This window comes from Streptomyces sp. B15, assembly GCF_018070605.1.
Classification (GTDB): Bacteria; Actinomycetota; Actinomycetes; order Streptomycetales; family Streptomycetaceae; genus Streptomyces; species Streptomyces smyrnaeus.
The window spans coordinates 1-15,004 of record NZ_JAGPXJ010000046.1; the positions used below are offsets into that span (position 1 = coordinate 1).

At 71.6% G+C, this 15,004-nt stretch carries 15 protein-coding genes; 5 read left to right on the top strand and 10 right to left on the bottom strand.

Annotated elements, in window-relative coordinates:
• The 3 genes from KBY19_RS20530 to KBY19_RS20540 form a co-directional block, all read left to right on the top strand.
• Positions 1–640: 3-hydroxyacyl-CoA dehydrogenase NAD-binding domain-containing protein (locus KBY19_RS20530; RefSeq protein WP_210966371.1), on the top strand; the 640-nt coding region annotated here is incomplete at its 5' end.
• A complete protein-coding gene (locus KBY19_RS20535; RefSeq protein ID WP_099883389.1) occupies positions 637–1,080 on the top strand; it encodes a thioesterase family protein in 444 nt (147 codons plus the stop codon). The genes KBY19_RS20530 and KBY19_RS20535, both read left to right, overlap by 4 nt.
• A gap of 224 nt (positions 1,081–1,304) precedes the next feature.
• Positions 1,305–2,243, top strand: a complete 939-nt coding sequence (locus KBY19_RS20540) for a TauD/TfdA family dioxygenase (RefSeq protein WP_210966372.1) — start codon at positions 1,305–1,307, stop codon at positions 2,241–2,243.
• 99 nt (positions 2,244–2,342) lie between these two features.
• Here KBY19_RS20540 and KBY19_RS20545 read toward each other — a convergent pair whose 3' ends face one another.
• From KBY19_RS20545 to KBY19_RS20555, 3 genes are all read right to left on the bottom strand, one after another.
• Positions 2,343–3,332 carry a zinc-binding dehydrogenase gene (locus KBY19_RS20545; RefSeq protein WP_210966373.1) on the bottom strand — a complete coding sequence of 330 codons (990 nt, stop codon included), beginning with the start codon at positions 3,330–3,332 and terminating at the stop codon, positions 2,343–2,345.
• A gap of 96 nt (positions 3,333–3,428) precedes the next feature.
• Positions 3,429–4,400 (bottom strand): hypothetical protein, encoded by a 972-nt coding sequence (locus tag KBY19_RS20550; protein ID WP_185017834.1) that lies wholly within the window; start codon positions 4,398–4,400, stop codon positions 3,429–3,431.
• 109 nt (positions 4,401–4,509) lie between these two features.
• Positions 4,510–6,393, bottom strand: a complete 1,884-nt coding sequence (locus tag KBY19_RS20555; RefSeq protein ID WP_099883385.1) for a long-chain fatty acid--CoA ligase — start codon at positions 6,391–6,393, stop codon at positions 4,510–4,512.
• A 125-nt stretch (positions 6,394–6,518) separates the two neighbouring features.
• Between KBY19_RS20555 and KBY19_RS20560 the strand changes: the two genes are divergently transcribed.
• Positions 6,519–7,397, top strand: coding sequence for a MaoC family dehydratase (locus tag KBY19_RS20560; RefSeq protein ID WP_210966374.1), 879 nt, complete (start codon positions 6,519–6,521; stop codon positions 7,395–7,397).
• Here the strand turns inward: KBY19_RS20560 and KBY19_RS20565 are convergent.
• From KBY19_RS20565 to KBY19_RS20595, 7 genes are all read right to left on the bottom strand, one after another.
• On the bottom strand, positions 7,366–8,019 hold the full coding sequence (locus KBY19_RS20565; RefSeq protein WP_210966383.1) for a TetR/AcrR family transcriptional regulator: 654 nt from the start codon (positions 8,017–8,019) through the stop codon (positions 7,366–7,368). The genes KBY19_RS20560 and KBY19_RS20565 overlap by 32 nt on opposite strands.
• A gap of 187 nt (positions 8,020–8,206) precedes the next feature.
• Complete coding sequence (locus KBY19_RS20570; RefSeq protein ID WP_185019474.1) at positions 8,207–9,511, bottom strand: dicarboxylate/amino acid:cation symporter; 1,305 nt, start codon at positions 9,509–9,511, stop codon at positions 8,207–8,209.
• A gap of 530 nt (positions 9,512–10,041) precedes the next feature.
• Complete coding sequence (locus tag KBY19_RS20575; protein WP_099883383.1) at positions 10,042–10,383, bottom strand: DUF4229 domain-containing protein; 342 nt, start codon at positions 10,381–10,383, stop codon at positions 10,042–10,044.
• Between the two features lie 109 nt (positions 10,384–10,492).
• On the bottom strand, positions 10,493–11,191 hold the full coding sequence (locus tag KBY19_RS20580; RefSeq protein WP_099883382.1) for a UdgX family uracil-DNA binding protein: 699 nt from the start codon (positions 11,189–11,191) through the stop codon (positions 10,493–10,495).
• Positions 11,192–11,444: 253 nt separating this feature from the next.
• Positions 11,445–12,320, bottom strand: a complete 876-nt coding sequence (locus KBY19_RS20585) for a hypothetical protein (protein ID WP_307843570.1) — start codon at positions 12,318–12,320, stop codon at positions 11,445–11,447.
• Positions 12,321–12,381: 61 nt separating this feature from the next.
• Positions 12,382–12,834 (bottom strand): Lrp/AsnC family transcriptional regulator, encoded by a 453-nt coding sequence (locus tag KBY19_RS20590; RefSeq protein WP_099883380.1) that lies wholly within the window; start codon positions 12,832–12,834, stop codon positions 12,382–12,384.
• Positions 12,835–12,876: 42 nt separating this feature from the next.
• The gene (locus KBY19_RS20595; protein WP_210966384.1) at positions 12,877–13,575 is read right to left on the bottom strand and encodes a UbiX family flavin prenyltransferase; all 699 of its coding nucleotides are present in this window, start codon (positions 13,573–13,575) and stop codon (positions 12,877–12,879) included.
• 173 nt (positions 13,576–13,748) lie between these two features.
• Between KBY19_RS20595 and KBY19_RS20600 the strand changes: the two genes are divergently transcribed.
• The gene (locus KBY19_RS20600; RefSeq protein ID WP_210966376.1) at positions 13,749–14,921 is read left to right on the top strand and encodes a hypothetical protein; all 1,173 of its coding nucleotides are present in this window, start codon (positions 13,749–13,751) and stop codon (positions 14,919–14,921) included.
• Positions 14,922–15,004: the final 83 nt, after the last annotated feature.

Consider the following 15,004-nt stretch of genomic DNA (forward strand, 5'->3'; position numbering starts at 1 on the left):
GGACGAGGCGACGCCGAAGGATGTCGTCATCGCCTCGTCCACGTCCGGCTACCCGATGACGGACATGCAGACGCAGGCCGCGGACCCGCAGCGGCTGCTGGTGGGGCACCCGTTCAACCCGCCGTATCTGATCCCGCTGGTCGAGGTGGTCGGCGGGCGGAGCACCGCGCAGTGGGCCGTCGAGTGGGCGTCGCGGTTCTACGAGGTGGCGGGCAAGTCGGTGATCACGATGGAACGGGAGCTGCCCGGGTTCATCGCCAACCGGCTGCAGGAGGCGCTGTGGCGGGAGGCGCTGCACATGGTCGCCAACGGAGAGGCGACGGTGAAGGAGATCGACGACTCGATCACCGAGGGTCCGGGGCTGCGATGGGCGTTCATGGGCCCGTGCCTGACGTTCGCGCTGGCGGGCGGCGAAGGTGGGATGGGCCATATGCTCGACCACTTCGGGCCGTCCCTGAAGTCTCCGTGGACCCGGCTGGAGGCTCCCGAGCTGGACTCCGCCCTGCGGGAGGCGATGGTCGCGGGGTGCGAGGAGGCGGCCGACGGGCGCAGCATCGCCGAACTGGTCGCCGAGCGGGACCAGGGCGTCATCGACGTACTGCGGGCCACCGGCCGGCTGCCGGGTGGGGATGCCCGATGACGCGGCTGCCCTCCTTCGAACAGACGGTCCGCCCCGAGTGGATCGACTACAACGGCCATATGAGCGAGGCGTTCTACGTCCTCGTCTTCGGCCACGCGACCGACGCGATGATGGACGCTGTGGGCCTGGGCCCCACGTACCGGGAGCGCACGGGCTGTTCGTTGTACACCGTCGAAGCACATGTGCGGTATCTGAGCGAGGTGCCGGAGGGAGCGCCGCTCGCGGTGCGGACCCGTGTTCTCGGTGTCGCCGGGAAGAAGCTCCGGTTCGTGCACGAGATGAACGTCGAGGACCGGGTGGTCGCCACCAGCGAGCTGTTCGCGCTGCATGTCGGGGCCGCAGGCAGCGTGCCGTTCCCCGACGAGGTGGAGCAGCGGCTCGCGGACCTCGTCGAGGAGGCACCGGAGTGGGCGGGGCGCGCCATCGCGCCGGTCGGCTGACCTGGGCGATGTTGACGTTTCAGGGTGGGAATCCGACAATGAGCCCCATGGTCGCGCACTCCACCTCCCCGCTCGGACGCCACGGCGTCCCGTGGCGGCGTGGGTGCGAGCGATCCGGTCTCTAGGTGCGACGCCGGCTCCCCGTGCGGGAGCGACGGAGCCACCGCGCCATGGCGCGGTAGGTGCATTGTCCACCGTTGATCGGATCCGCTGGAGGACCTTTCATGAGCACCACCATCCCTGAGACGACTGCCGCCCTTCGTGACGCCCGCGTTCCGGAGGGCGGTCTGTACGAAGGCGTGCGTATTCTGCGGCCCTTCCCCGAGAGCTGGGAGGAGCACCCCTACGAGCTGATCGAGGTCGTGCCGCAGACGCGCGTCATCGGCGCGGAGATCCGGGGCGCCGATCTGTCCCGGCCGCTGAGCCCCGCGCTGCGTGCGGAGCTGAACCGGGCGCTGCTGGAGTGGAAGGTCCTCTTCTTCCGCGGCGCCGACCTCACCCCGCAGCAGCAGGCCGCGTTCGCGCGGCACTGGGGCGAGTTGGAGACCAACCCGCTGCTGGCGCGCGGCTCCAGCGACGAGATCGTCCGCTTCGACAAGGGCGCCGCGACGCGGCCCACGTACGAGAACGTGTGGCACACCGATGTCACCTTCCGCGAGCGGCCCGCGATGGGTGCGGTGCTGCAGCTGCGGGAGGTGCCGCCGCTGGGTGGGCACACCATGTGGGCCGACATGGCCGCCGCGTACGACAATCTGCCGTCCCATGTGCGGGAGCGGATCGACGGGGCGACGGCGGTGCACGACTTCATCCCCGGGTTCGCACGGTTCACCTCGGCCCAGCGGCTGGCCGAGCTGCAGGAGCAGTTCCCGCCGGTCGAGCACCCGGTGGTGCGTACACACCCGGAGACGGGCCGCAGGATGCTGTTCGTGAACACCTCGTTCACCACCCACATCGTGGGGATGGAGCGCGAGGAGAGCGACCAGCTGCTGGCCGAGCTGGTCCGTCAGGCGCATGTCCCGGAGTACCAGGTGCGGTTCGCCTGGCAGCCCGGTGACATCGCGTTCTGGGACAACCGGGCCACCCAGCACTACGCCCTGTTCGACTACGCGCCGCACCGGCGGGTGGCCGAACGGGTGGCCATCGTCGGCGACAGGCCCTTCTGAGCCGCCGACCTCCAGCCGCTTCGCCCGCCCCCCTTCCCCCGGAGGGGCGGGCGAAGCAGTTCCCCGGACGCGCGGGCGAAGCCGTCCCCCGCGCGTGTTTCACCCCACCGTCAGCAGCGTCTTGCCCAGCACTTCGCGGGCCTCGATGGCGGTGTGCGCCTTGGCGGCGTCCTCCAGCGGAAAGGTCTGCCCGACCACCGGGCGCAGCCGGCCTGCCGCTGCCTCGGACAGGGCGCGGTCCAGCAGGGGCTTCGCCTCGGCCGGGGACAGCTGGACCTGTTCGATACCTGCCAGCGTGACCTCCCGGGCCTCGGCCGCCTCCGGGTCCACTTCCGCGAAGCCGCCGGAGGGCGCCCCGTGCGCGGAGAAGCGGGCTCCGCGAGCGGCCAGCTCGAAGGCCTGGCTGCCGATGGTGCCGCCCACGCCGTCGAACACCACATGGACGCCGGCTTCGCCGACCGCCTCCCGCACCCGGTCCGGCCAGTCGGGCCGCGCGTAGTCGACCACCGCGTCGGCGCCCAGCTCCTGCTGGACGAGGGCGAGTTTCCGTTCGCCGCGAGCAGCCGCGACGACCCGGGCGCCGGCGGCCTTGGCCAACTGCACCAGCAGTGCGCCGAGTCCGCCGCCCGCCGCGAGGACGAGCACCCAGGCGCCGGGGCGCAGATTGCCCGCGCCGACGGCGTTGTCGAAGAGCCGTACGGCGGTGGGGCCGTCGTGCACCAGCGCGGTCGCCGTGCGCAGCTCGAGCCCAGCGGGTACGACGCTGACCGTCTCGATCGGGGCGAGCGCGCGCTGCGCGTACCCGCCCGCGGCGGGCGCGGCGGTCTTGCCGACGACCTGCCTTCCCCGCCAGGCGGCACCGATGTCCGCGCCCAGCAGGTCGATCCGGCCGCCGACCGCGCCGCCGGGTACCAACGGCAGCGCGGGGTCGAAGAAGGCACCGTCCCGCCTGATCTGGGTATCCAAAAAGATCACGTCGGCGTAGGCCACCTCGATGACCACCTGCCCGGGGCCGGGGGCGGGATCGGGCAGTTCGACGACCTCCAGCACTTCGGGACCGCCGAAGCGCGATACCTGGATTCCACGCATTGCAACCACTCTCCTCACGCCGACGACTGTCGGCTGGACACGAGAGCAGTCTTCAACTTGAACAAAGGTTGAGGTCAACTCGCGCGGGCGAGGCGGTCAGGCGGGCGTACGCACCTCGTCGCGGATGCGGCTGACCCGCTCCGCCCAAGCCTCAAGATCCACGCTCTTCGGGTCGACCGAGTAGGTGTCGGCGCTGTCCTTGGCGACGTAGGCCGCGGTGCCCGGGTCGCTCCAGGCGCAGACGGGGATCGTCAGCTTCCGGCCGGCCTGCGACTTGACCAGCACCTCGCAGGTCAGCGGGTCGCCGCCGGCCGGGGTGATGTCGCGGCGCTTGACGGCCACCTCCATGGCCGAGCCCGACTCCATGCCGTCCATCATCTGGTTCTTGGACAGCTCCGGGTTTCCGTAGTCCTCGCCGGTGGCCGCGCCGTAGAGGAGGCGGGAGGTGTCGGAGGAGTTGGAGTAGGAGCCCAGATGGGCCGTCTCGCCCGGCTGTGCGGGCTTGACCGAGTCGCTGAGGTCCTTGCGGAGCCGGTACCGGCCGTCCTCCAGCGTCTTGGGGAAGCTCAGCTTGTAGGTGGTTTTCGACTCGCTGGGGCTCGGCGTCGGCTCCTCGTCGTCGGAGGGCTCGTCGGAGGGCTCGCCGGAGGACTCGTCGGAGGGAGACCCGGACTGCTCGGAGGACGCCTTGTTGTCGGCGGAGTCGTTCTTGTCGTCGTCACCGCCCGAGAGGGCCAGCAACGTCCCCGCCACCGCGACGGCGACGACCAGGACGGCGGCCACCACGATGCCGACGACCTTGTTGCTGCGGTTCGGTGAGGGCGGCGGCGGGCTGCCGTACGGGGCCGGGAAGCCACCGGGGCCGTACGGCGCTCCGGGCCCGCCCGGTGCGCCAGGGCCGACCGGTGCTCCGGGCCCGCCCGGTGGCTGCCCGTAACCGCCGCCCGGCGGCCCGCCGAAACCGCCGTTCTGCGGCTCGCCGAAGCCACCCCCGGACGGGGGGCCGAAACCACCGCCGCCCGGAGGGTGGCCCGGGGGCTGATTCGGTGGCTGCGGGGGTGTCGTCATCCCGTGTCCCTCCCGGCGAGGGAGGAGTTCCCCGTCCCCCGGCCGTGCTCTGCCTGCGCTGAGGTCACGGTACCGCCGTTGGCCAGAGGATGACTCTCGGGATACCCCCTCAGCGCACGTAGAGCTTGTCGATCTCCGCGGCGAAGTCCCGCACGATCGCTGCACGTCGCAGCTTCATCGACGGCGTCAGATGTCCGCCCTCCTCGCTGAAGTCGCGCTGCAGCACGGCGAATCGCCGGATCGACTCGGCCCGCGACACCAGCGAGTTGGCCTCGTCCACGGCCTGCTGGAGACTGCGCAGCAGATCGCCGTCGACGACCAGTTCGGCCACGCTCAGATGCTGCTTCTTGTGCATCCGCTGCCAGTGCGCGAGCCCGTCCGGCTCCAGCGTCACCAGCGCCGTCACGTACGGCCGGTTGTCACCGATCACCAGGCACTGGCTGACCAGCGGATGCGCCCGCAGCCAGTCCTCCAGCGGGGCCGGCGCCAGGTTCTTGCCCGCGGAGGTGATGATGACGTCCTTCTTGCGCCCGGTGATGCTCAGATACCCCTCCGAGTCGAGCGCGCCCAGGTCCCCGGTGGGCATCCACCCCTCCGCGTCCCGGTGCGGGGTCACGCTCCCGGTACGGGCGTCCCAGTAACCGGCGAAGACGTGGTCGCCCTTGATCAGCACCTCGCCGTCGTCGGCGATCCGCACCGCCGTGCCCGGCACCGGCCAGCCGACCGTGCCCAGGCGCGGTTTGAGGGGTGGTGTGGCGGTGGTCGCCGCGGTGGTCTCGGTGAGGCCGTAGCCCTCGAACACCGTGACCCCCGCGCCCTCGAAGAACGCCGCGAGCCGGTGCCCCAGCGGCGAGCCGCCGCAGATCACATAGCGGCAGCGCCCGCCGAGCGCCGCCCGGATCCGCCGGTAGATGAGCGCGTCGTAGAGGCCGCGCGCGGCACGCAGCCCGAACCCCGGGCCGCTGCCGAAACCGTGCTCCTGCGCCTCGACGGCCTCTCCGTACCGCTGCGCGATACGGGCGCCCCGGTCGAAGGACGAGGCGCGGCCCATCTGCTCGGCCGTCGCCCGGCCGGTGTTGTAGATCTTTTCCAGCACATACGGAATCCCCAGCAGGAACGTCGGCGCGAAGCCCGCCAGATCGGGGAGCAGATCCTCGGTCCTGATGCTCGGCGCGTGCGCGAGCCGGACCCGGGCCCGCAGACAGCCGATGGCCACCATCCGGCCGAACACGTGCGACAGCGGCAGGAACAGCAGCGTCGAGGCGGGCTCGGAGTGTTCGGCTCTGAAGACCGGGTGCAGCAACTCGATCGCGTTGTCGACCTCGGCGAAGAAGTTGCCGTGGGTGAGGACGCAGCCCTTGGGCGGGCCGGTGGTGCCCGAGGTGTAGATGAGCGTCGCGATGTTCCGCGGACCCAGCTGTGCACGGCGCTCCGTGACCAGCGCGTCGGGTATCTCCCGTCCCGCGTCCATCACATGGCCCACCGCGCCCGCGGTGAACTGCCACAGATGCTCCAGCGCCGGCAGATTGCCCCGCTCGGCGCTGAGCATCCGGGTCTGTTCGACGTCCTCCACGAAGCAGGCCCGGGTTTGGGAGTCCTGCAGGATGTGCCGGGCCTGCGAGGCCGACGAGGTGGGGTAGACCGGCACCGTGACCAGGCCCGCCGCCCAGGCGGCGAAGTCGGTGAGGGTCCATTCGTAGGTCGTACGGGCCATGATGGCCAGCCGGTCCCCCGGCTGCAGCCCCAGCGCGATCAGGCCCTTGGCCATCGCCTGGACCTCGGCGGCGAAGTCGCGGGCCGCCATGTCCCACCAGGCGCCGTCCCGTCCCTTGCGGCCGAGGACCGGTTCGTCAGGGGCCTCGGCGGCGTTGGTGAAGGGGATGTCGGCGAGCGAGCCGCCGGTCACCCGGGGCGCCAGCGGCGGGACGAAGGCCTCGCGGACCCTGCCGTCCTCCACCTTCTTGTGCGGCTCGACCAGTTGCACCGGTTGCATGGTGATGGCTCCTTCATCACAGGTGCGGACAGCTGTGCCTGGGCCAAACTCCTGACGGGACAGTAACCTTCGTTTCGGTAACCTTACTGAGAGGTAAAGCTACGGGAGTCGAGGGAGTTCGGGGAATGGCCGGTCGCCACCTTCATCGGACGCACACACCGCTCCGCCACCTCGCCACGGCCGCTGTCACCGCACCGCTCAAGCGCGGCCCGTACACCGGAGCCCGGCTGCCGCAGGAGCGGATCTCCCTCCCGCCCACCGCCGTGGACCCGGAGCGGGTCCGCCGCTACGCGCAGCTGTGCGGCCACGACCCGGGATCCGAGGCGCTGCCCCCCGCCTACCCGCACGTCATGGCCTTCCCGTCGGCCGTCCGGCTGCTGGCGGCCCGGCACTTCCCGTTCCCCCTGCCGGGACTGGTGCATCTGCGCATCGAGTTGACGCAGCACCGGCCGCTGCGCCGCACGGACCGCCCGCGGCTGACCGTCCACGCGGAGGGCCCCGCACCGCACCGCGGCGGTACGGCGTTCGACCTCGTGACGGAAGCCGCGCTGGACGGGGAGCGGGTCTGGCACTCCCGCAGCACCTATCTGTGCCGGCACCGCACCGCGCGCCCTTCGGCCCCCGCTTCGCCGACCCTCGCCCCGGCCCCGCCGCTCGCCGCCCGCTGGCGGCTGCCGTCCGACCTCGGCCGGCGGTACGCCGCCGTCTCGGGGGACCACAACCCGATCCACCTGCACCCGCTCACGGCCCGGCCGTTCGGCTTCCCCCGCGCCCTCGCACACGGGATGTGGACGTTCGCCCGCTGCCTGGCGGAGCTGGAGAGGACGGCCGGCCGGGCGAGCGGTGGAATCGGCTGGGCGGAGGCGGAGTTCAAGGCCCCCGTGCTGCTGCCCGCGCAGGTCGACTACGCCCTGGACCCGGCCACCGGCGCCTTCGCCCTACGGGGCGGCCCGGATTCCGGGAAGCCGCACCTCACCGGCCGTGCGGGGTCGGCGCCACGCTAGGCACCCACCGGGCGCCCTTCATCAGATTCTCCAGGCCCGCCCAGCAGAAGTTCATCAGCGTCGCCGCGGTCTCCTTCGCCGAGGGCGCTTCGATGTGCTCGCCGGTACGGGAGTTGGCCCACTCGGCAAGCGACTCGGCCGCACCGACGAGCGCATGCGCGAGGCCGGAGACCTCCCGTTCGGCCAGTTCGCCGTCGCACCCCGCGTCCTGCGCCGCCTGACCCAGCAGCGTCGTCACGATCGTGACGACCTCCACCCGCATCGCGGCGACCTCGCGGGCGAAGGGCTCGCCCTGTGTACGGGCGCGGTAGAGCACCGCCACACCGTCCGGGCGGGCCGCCGTGTGGGTGAAGAACGCGGTCAGACCGTTCCACAGCTGCTGGTCGGCCGGGAGCCCGCGCTCCCGCGTGCCCTGCCGTACGGCCGCGACCAGTGCTCCGACCTCCCGCCGGACGCAGGCCATGAACAGGTCTTCCTTGGACTTGAGATACAGATAGACCAGCGGTTTGGAGACACCCGCCGCCTCGGCTATGTCGTCCATGGAGGCGGCCTGGTACCCCTGCCGCGCGAACGCCGCCGCCGCGGCGTCCAGCATCTGGCGCTCCCTCACCTCGCGCGGCATGCGCTTCTGCCCCACGCGCTTCCATCCCTTCGCCCCGTGTGCCCCGTGACCCCCCTGCCGGTCCGGTGACGCCGACTCGGACAGCGCCCCGTTCCCCCGCCGACTCCGGCTCCCCGCAAGCGTACGCGCCCCCGGCGGCGGGGCCGGGGGCGCGAGTCGGGACGCGGGACGGAGGGAAAACTTCAGGTCAGCTTGTTGTGGCCGGTTCCCTGGGGGCGGTCACACGCGGCTTCGCCGCGGTGTCGTCGGCCTCCTCGATGGAGAAGCTGCGCGCGGTGGCGAACGCCTCGCGGTCCAGGATCTTCTCCTTGGCCGAGACGAGGACCGGGATCACCGCCTGGCCCGCCACGTTGGTGGCCGTACGCATCATGTCCAGGATCGGGTCGATGGCCAGCAGCAGCCCGACGCCTTCCAGCGGCAGGCCCAGCGTGGAGAGGGTGAGCGTCAGCATCACGGTGGCGCCGGTGAGGCCCGCGGTGGCGGCCGAACCGATGACCGAGACGAAGACGATCAGCAGGTACTCCTTGACGCCCATGTCCACATGGAAGAACTCGCCCACGAAGATCGCCGCGATGGCCGGGTAGATGGAGGCGCAGCCGTCCATCTTCGTCGTCGAGCCGAACGGCACCGCGAAGGACGCGTACTCCTTCGGCACGCCGAGCCGCTCGGTGACCTTCTGGGTCAGCGGCATGGTGCCCACCGAGGAGCGGGAGACGAACGCCAGCTGGATGGCGGGCCAGGCGCCCTTGAAGAACTGGATCGGGTTGACCTTGGCGACCGTGCCGAGCAGCAGCGGGTAGACACCGAAGAGGACCAGAGCGCAGCCGATGTAGATGTCGGCCGTGAAGGTCGCGTAGCTGCCGATCAGATCCCAGCCGTAGTCCTTGATCGCGGTGCCGATCAGGCCGATGGTGCCGATCGGGGCCAGCCGGATGATCCACCACAGCGCCTTCTGCAGCAGCGCCAGTACGGACTCGCCCAGATTGAGGATGGGTTCGGCCTTCTCGCCCAGCTTGAGAGCGGCGATACCGACGACGACCGCCATGAAGACGATCTGCAACACCTTCAGCTCGGTGAACGGCGTGATCACGTCGGTCGGGATGATCCCGGTGAGGAAGTCCAGCCAGGAGCCCTGGGTCTCCGGCTTGGCCGCGTCCTTCGCCGACAGCCCGGTGCCGGAGCCCGGGTTGGTCAGCAGACCGATGACCAGCCCGATCGCCACCGCGATCAACGAGGTCGCCATGAACCACAGCAGGGTCCTGGTGGCGAGCCGTGCCGCGTTGTGCACATTGCGCAGGTTGGTGATGGAGATGGTGATCGCGAAGAACACCAGCGGTGCGACGGCCAGCTTCAGCAGCTGGACGAAGATCTCACCGATCTTGGTGAGGGTGGTGCCGAGCCAGGCCACGTCCCAGTTGCGCGCGGCCCAGCCGAGGACCACACCGAGGACGAGACCGAGCAGGATCTGCGCCCAGAACGGCACTTTGGGTATGCGGGACCGCTTGTCGGGCGCGGCACCGCCGACGGCGGCGGCCGCGGACGGCGAAGAAGGTGAGGACGACGAGGACGAAGACACGGACAGACTCCGGGGCGTCAGGAAGCGGACTCTTGGGGGAAGGGACGTCGCGAGCAGGAGATCGCGTAACGAGGCGGTCGCAGGAGCGTGCGGCCGCGCGGCGATGCGGTCGCGCCGGAGGGTAGTCCGGCCGCGCTGTCAGCGACAGGTCGCCGACATGCAGCGGCAGAGATCGACATGCAGCCGCGCCACGAGCGCCAGGCCCGGCCGGGCCGGATGCGCGTCGGAAGTGGTGGCTGCGTTCGTCATGGCCGTCACGCTAACACTCCGTCTTTGGCTTACCCAAAGTTCTCCTTTGGGGGGCAGTTACGGAAAAGCTCAACGCCCCACCGGGGAAAGCACATTCCCGATGGGGCGTCGACGACGGTGTGACGAGGGTTACACGGGCCTCGGCCCGGTACTCCGCCCCGGCGTGCGCTCAGGGGCCGGCGTACAGGCGGGACCGCTCAGGCGGAGCCCGTCCGCGGTTCCGCCTGCGACTTCGCGGCCTGGGGGGCCTGGACCTCGTCCTCCTGGCTCTGGTTGGCCGCCAGCCGCGCCTTGGCCCGGCCCACGCCGCCCGCGATCTGATCCGCCATGGCGGCCCGCTGCTTGCGCAGCAGCACATAGCTGAGCGGCGCCGAGATGATGAGCGCGAGGAGCACCACCCAGATCGGGTTCGACTTGCCCACCCCGGCGGGAACGACGCCGAAGTGTGTCAGCAGCCCGACGACGACGAGGCAGCCGACGAAGATACCGATCCGCATGGCGGTGTAGCGGAGCGTCGCGTGCGAAGTGCTGCTGCTCACGGGAGTTCTCCATGCATTCGGGCGTTTCGCGGTTCTTCACCAGTCAAGCACAGGCGACGAAGCGATCTTCGTCGACCCTCGGTAGTCCGGCCCGCCGCCCGCAGCGCCCTCACTCCAGCATCCGCGCCGCCACCCGCAGGTCGGCGAGGAAGCCCCCGTAGACCTGTTCCTGGTCGTCCGCCCGCAGGATCGCCGAGGGGTGGATCGTGGGGACGACCAGCTCGGTCCGCCCGTGTATCTCACGCTCCGTGCAGGAACCCCGCTCCTTGGTGACCCGGAACGCCGAACCGAACAGCGCCTTGCCCGCCGTCGCCCCCAGGACCACGAGCACCTCGGGCTCGGTCAGCGCGAGCTCGGCCGCGAGCCACGGCCCGCAGGCCGTCATCTCGCGCAGCGTCGGCGGCTTGTGGATGCGCCGCTTCCCGCGCCCCTCCTCGTGCGCCCACTTGAAGTGCTTGACGGCGTTGGTGACGTACGTCTGCGCGGGGTCGATGCCGGCCTCGTCCAGCGCCCGGTCCAGCATCCGGCCCGCCGGGCCGACGAACGGGGCTCCCTTCCGGTCCTCCTGGTCGCCCGGCTGCTCCCCGACGAGGAAGACCCGCGCGTGCGCGTCACCGGTACCGAAGACGGTCTGCGTCGCGTTCTCGTGCAACGGACAGCCCCGGCACCCGGCCGCCGCCTCCCGCAGCGCGTTGAGCCCGACGTTCCCGCTCGCCCGCCGTCCGGGCCCGGGGAGAAAGGGCGTGGCGTCGTACGCGTCCTCGGGCCGCTCACCGTCCGTAGCGCCTTTTGCTGCCTTCGCTGCCATACGGCTCGCGGTACCCCGCGGAACGCTGACTCAACAGCGCCTTCGCAGCAGATTGCGCATTCTCCAGCCAGCAGAAATAATAATTACTTTTAAATTTCCAGGGCCTCATCGAGTTCTTCCGCCGCGCGTTTCCGCGTGTCTGCGGGTCGCAAAGAGGCGCACGCGGCGGGGGTCCCGACCTCGACCGTGAAGCCCCCGGACGGGTCGACCGACTCAGGCCGGACTCCCCAGCCGCGAGGCCGGGGGAAGCACGTCAAACCCGCATGGGCTGGGGGGACTCGCGCCGCTGCGGGTCCGGCCCCTCGTGGCTGCGCACCGCGCCGTGGTGGGCGTCCCGCTCGACGGGCCGGAAACCGGCGTCGCGGATCGCCGCCAGCAAATCCTCGCGGGTGAGCGCACCGGCATCCTGCTCCGCCGCGCTCCCGTCGTCCACGACCTCGACCACGGCGTCGTCCACGTCATCGCCCACGACGCGGCCGGTCAGCTCGTCCGCGCCGTGCTGGAGCGCGAGCTGCGCGGTCTGCTCGGTGTGCAGCGCCCAGTCGGCCGCCAGGTGCGGCACGTTGTCCAGCAGCAGCCGGGCGACGGCGAACGCCTTGAGCACCTCGGCCCCGGTCGCGCCCTGCGGCCCGTCCTGCAGCAGCGGTACGGCGACGTGGAACCCGCCCGTCTCGTCCTGCAGTTCGCGCAGCCGCAGCAGCTGCTCGACGAGGGCCACCGGGTCGACGGGGGCGCCCGCGCCGCCGTAGCGCAGGGCGTACGCCGTCAGCGCGAGACCCTCGGGCAGCGCCGCCCGCAGCACGCGCACCCCCTCCGCGAGGGTGCTGCCGTCCACCTCCGTGCCGGCGCCCAGCCGCAGTTCGGTGACGCCGTCGGCCGCCCACCGGGGGGCGAGCGCCACCGCCTCTTGCAAGTCCGTCACATCCTGCGGGCAGCGGGCGGCGAAGTACGCGACGTCGCCGCTGTGCCGCGTCCGCACCTCGTGTGCGAGGCCGCCGAGCCAGGCCAGGTCGTCGCAGCCGTACAGGGCGATACCGTCCTCGCGGCTCAGCCGCTCGCCGGAGCGGACCTTCCGCTCGATGTCCGCCGCGTCCATTCCTCGCGCCACCTGCCTGCCTCGGTCCGTCATCCGTCGTGCCGTCGTCCGTCCTGATCCCCGCGCCCGACACTACGCCAGGCCCCGCCCGCGGCTATTCCTCGGGCAGCTCCCCGACCCTGTTCTCCCACTTGGTCGACAGCACGATCGTGGTACGCGTCCGCGAGACGCCCTTGGTGCCCGACAGCCGGCGGATGGTGCGCTCCAGATCGTCCACGTCACCGGCGCGCACCTTGAGCATGTACGAGTCGTCACCGGCGATGAACCAGCAGTCCTCGACCTCCTGCAGGTCACGCAGCCGGGTGGCCACCTCCTCGTGGTCGGTGGCGTCGGAGAGCTGGATACCGATCAGCGCCGTCACCCCCAGGCCGAGGGAGGGTGCGTCGACGGTCGCGCGGTAGCCGGTGATCACCCCGGCGGCCTCCAGCCGGTTGATCCGGTCGGTGACGCTGGGGCCCGACAGGCCCACCAGCCGCCCCAGTTCGGCGTAGGAGGCTCTGCCGTTCTCCCGCAGCGCCTGGATGAGCTGCCTGTCCACCGCGTCCATGGATGCCGCTGCCTCCTGTACATAGAAGTCCGGGGAACGAATCTAAGGCATCGGCCCGGTACCGCCCCGCCCCGTACCTCCCGCCCCCCGGCTGCTGTCCCGCCCGAGCTCCCCCTCCCACCGCCGGTACAGCTCGTGCGGCACCCCGGCCGCGTCCAGCACCCGACCGGCCACGAAGTCGACCAGGTCCTGGATGTGCCGGGCACCCGCGTAGAAGGCGGGCGAGGCGGGGAGCACGACGGCACCGGCCTCGTCCAGCGTCACCAGGTGCCGCAGCGTCTGGCCGTTGAGCGGGGTCTCGCGTACCGCGACGACGAGCGGGCGGCGCTCCTTGAGCGTCACACCGGCCGCGCGCTGCAGCAGGTCCTTCGACAGCCCCAGCGCCACCCCGGCCACGCACGCCGTACTCGCCGGAACCACCAGCATGCCCTTGACCGGGTACGAGCCGGACGACGGTCCCGCCGCCAGATCGCCCGGCGACCAGTGCCGCACCCGGGCCGGGTCCGCCTCGAACGCGTCCGGGCTGCCGTCCGCGCCGCGGGCCAGCCAGCGGCGCAGGTCCTCCTCCGCGTGGGCGTCGCGGAAGGGATGCCCGGTCTCGTCCAGAATCGTCAGCCGGGACGCGCGGCTCACGATGAGGTCCACATCCTCGCCCGCGTCCAGCAGTCCCCGGAGGACCGCTGCCGCATAGGGCGTACCCGACGCCCCGGAAACCCCCACGACCCAGGGGACCCGTCCCATGTCACTCACACCGCCGACCCTACGTCCCGGCCGCGCCCCGCCGCCGCACGCACCCTCGCGCCGCTCGCCGGGACCGGCCACGTCCCGGGCCGTGCGGACTGCCGCCGGCCGGTCGTCCGCGCACCCGAAGGATGCGTACGTCCATGCGCGCGAAGACGCGTACGCTCTGAGGCATGCGTGTCTCCCGCCCCAGCCACACCGCCGCGGCTGCAACGTGCGTGACCGTGCTGGCCGTCGCCGTCACCGGCTGCTCGCTCGCCGAGAAGGTGACCACGGGACTCAAGGTCAAGCACGCCTTCGAGAAGCTGGGCGAGCAGCCTGCGGCCTCCGTGCTGGTCTCCGTGGACGGCAACAGGGCCGAGGCCGAGAAGTTCCTGCGCGCCGCGGGTGCGGACGACGACTCCTCGACCCGCCAGGCGGCCCGGCTGCTGACCCGGGGCGAACTCACCTTCGCCGTCGGCTCCGACCGGGAGGAGACCCCCCTCAAGGAGCTCAGCCGCTCCGAACGCCTCCGGTTCGCCACAGCCCTCAACTTCGGCGGCAGGGACGTGCTGGCGGCCAAGTCGGTGGAGGAGAAGCTCTACGTCCGGATGAACCTGCGCTCCCTCGTCGCGCAGACGGGCGGCTCGGCGGCGGACCGGCAGCGCGCCCGCACCATCGTCGCCCTCGCCAAGGACCTGCCCACGTCGCTCGGTTCGGCCAAGGACGCGCTCAAGGGCAAGTGGGTGGAGATCGACCCGGAGGCGTTCGACGACTTCGCACGGGCCGCGCGGCAGATCGCCGCCGAGGAGAAGAGGGGCGAGAAGAAGGGCGAGTTCGGCCGGCACCACCGCAGGGCCGCGGGCGCGGGCGGCTCCGAGCAGAGCGACGAGACGAGCAAGCGCCTGAGCCGGGCGACGGCGGCAGGCCGCGCGCTCAACGGGGAGTCCGAGCGGGAGTTCCTGGAGGGCCTGGAGAAGACCCTGGGCGAGCACGCCCGGTTCCGCAAGGCGGGCGAGTACGGCGGCGCCGAGCATGTGACGGTCTCCATGCCCGCACGCAGGGCCGCCCCCGACCTGTCGCGGGCACTGGAGGCCCTGGGCGCCCGGCTGGACCCCTCGACGGTGCCCGACAAGACCGTCAGCGCCGACCTCCAGATCCGGCGCGGCCAGCTGACGGGCCTCACCGTCGACCTGGGGCAGTTCCTCAGCGGGAAGCAGGCCGAGAAGGTGGACCTCCCGCTGCGGATGGTCTTCGGCAGCGGCGACGCCGTCACCGTGCAGGCGCCCGACGGCGCACGGGAGCTGAAGCCGCAGGACCTGATGGCCGCCGTGATGTACGGCGCCCTGGGCACGGGCGGCATCTGAGGCATCCTGGAGACCAGGACGGTTCGCCGGTTGCCGGGGCGCCGGTTCTCCGGGGCGCAGGTTGCGGTTTTCCGGAGGGACGG

Coding starts and splice junctions, on each gene's coding strand:
- KBY19_RS20535 (WP_099883389.1), top strand. CDS start 637: ATGACGCGGCTGCCCTCCTTCGAACAGACGGTCCGCCCCGAGTGGATC.
- KBY19_RS20540 (WP_210966372.1), top strand. CDS start 1,305: ATGAGCACCACCATCCCTGAGACGACTGCCGCCCTTCGTGACGCCCGC.
- KBY19_RS20545 (WP_210966373.1), bottom strand. CDS start 3,332: ATGCGTGGAATCCAGGTATCGCGCTTCGGCGGTCCCGAAGTGCTGGAG.
- KBY19_RS20550 (WP_185017834.1), bottom strand. CDS start 4,400: ATGACGACACCCCCGCAGCCACCGAATCAGCCCCCGGGCCACCCTCCG.
- KBY19_RS20555 (WP_099883385.1), bottom strand. CDS start 6,393: ATGCAACCGGTGCAACTGGTCGAGCCGCACAAGAAGGTGGAGGACGGC.
- KBY19_RS20560 (WP_210966374.1), top strand. CDS start 6,519: ATGGCCGGTCGCCACCTTCATCGGACGCACACACCGCTCCGCCACCTC.
- KBY19_RS20565 (WP_210966383.1), bottom strand. CDS start 8,019: ATGCCGCGCGAGGTGAGGGAGCGCCAGATGCTGGACGCCGCGGCGGCG.
- KBY19_RS20580 (WP_099883382.1), bottom strand. CDS start 11,191: ATGGCAGCGAAGGCAGCAAAAGGCGCTACGGACGGTGAGCGGCCCGAG.
- KBY19_RS20585 (WP_307843570.1), bottom strand. CDS start 12,320: ATGACGGACCGAGGCAGGCAGGTGGCGCGAGGAATGGACGCGGCGGAC.
- KBY19_RS20590 (WP_099883380.1), bottom strand. CDS start 12,834: ATGGACGCGGTGGACAGGCAGCTCATCCAGGCGCTGCGGGAGAACGGC.
- KBY19_RS20595 (WP_210966384.1), bottom strand. CDS start 13,575: ATGGGACGGGTCCCCTGGGTCGTGGGGGTTTCCGGGGCGTCGGGTACG.
- KBY19_RS20600 (WP_210966376.1), top strand. CDS start 13,749: ATGCGTGTCTCCCGCCCCAGCCACACCGCCGCGGCTGCAACGTGCGTG.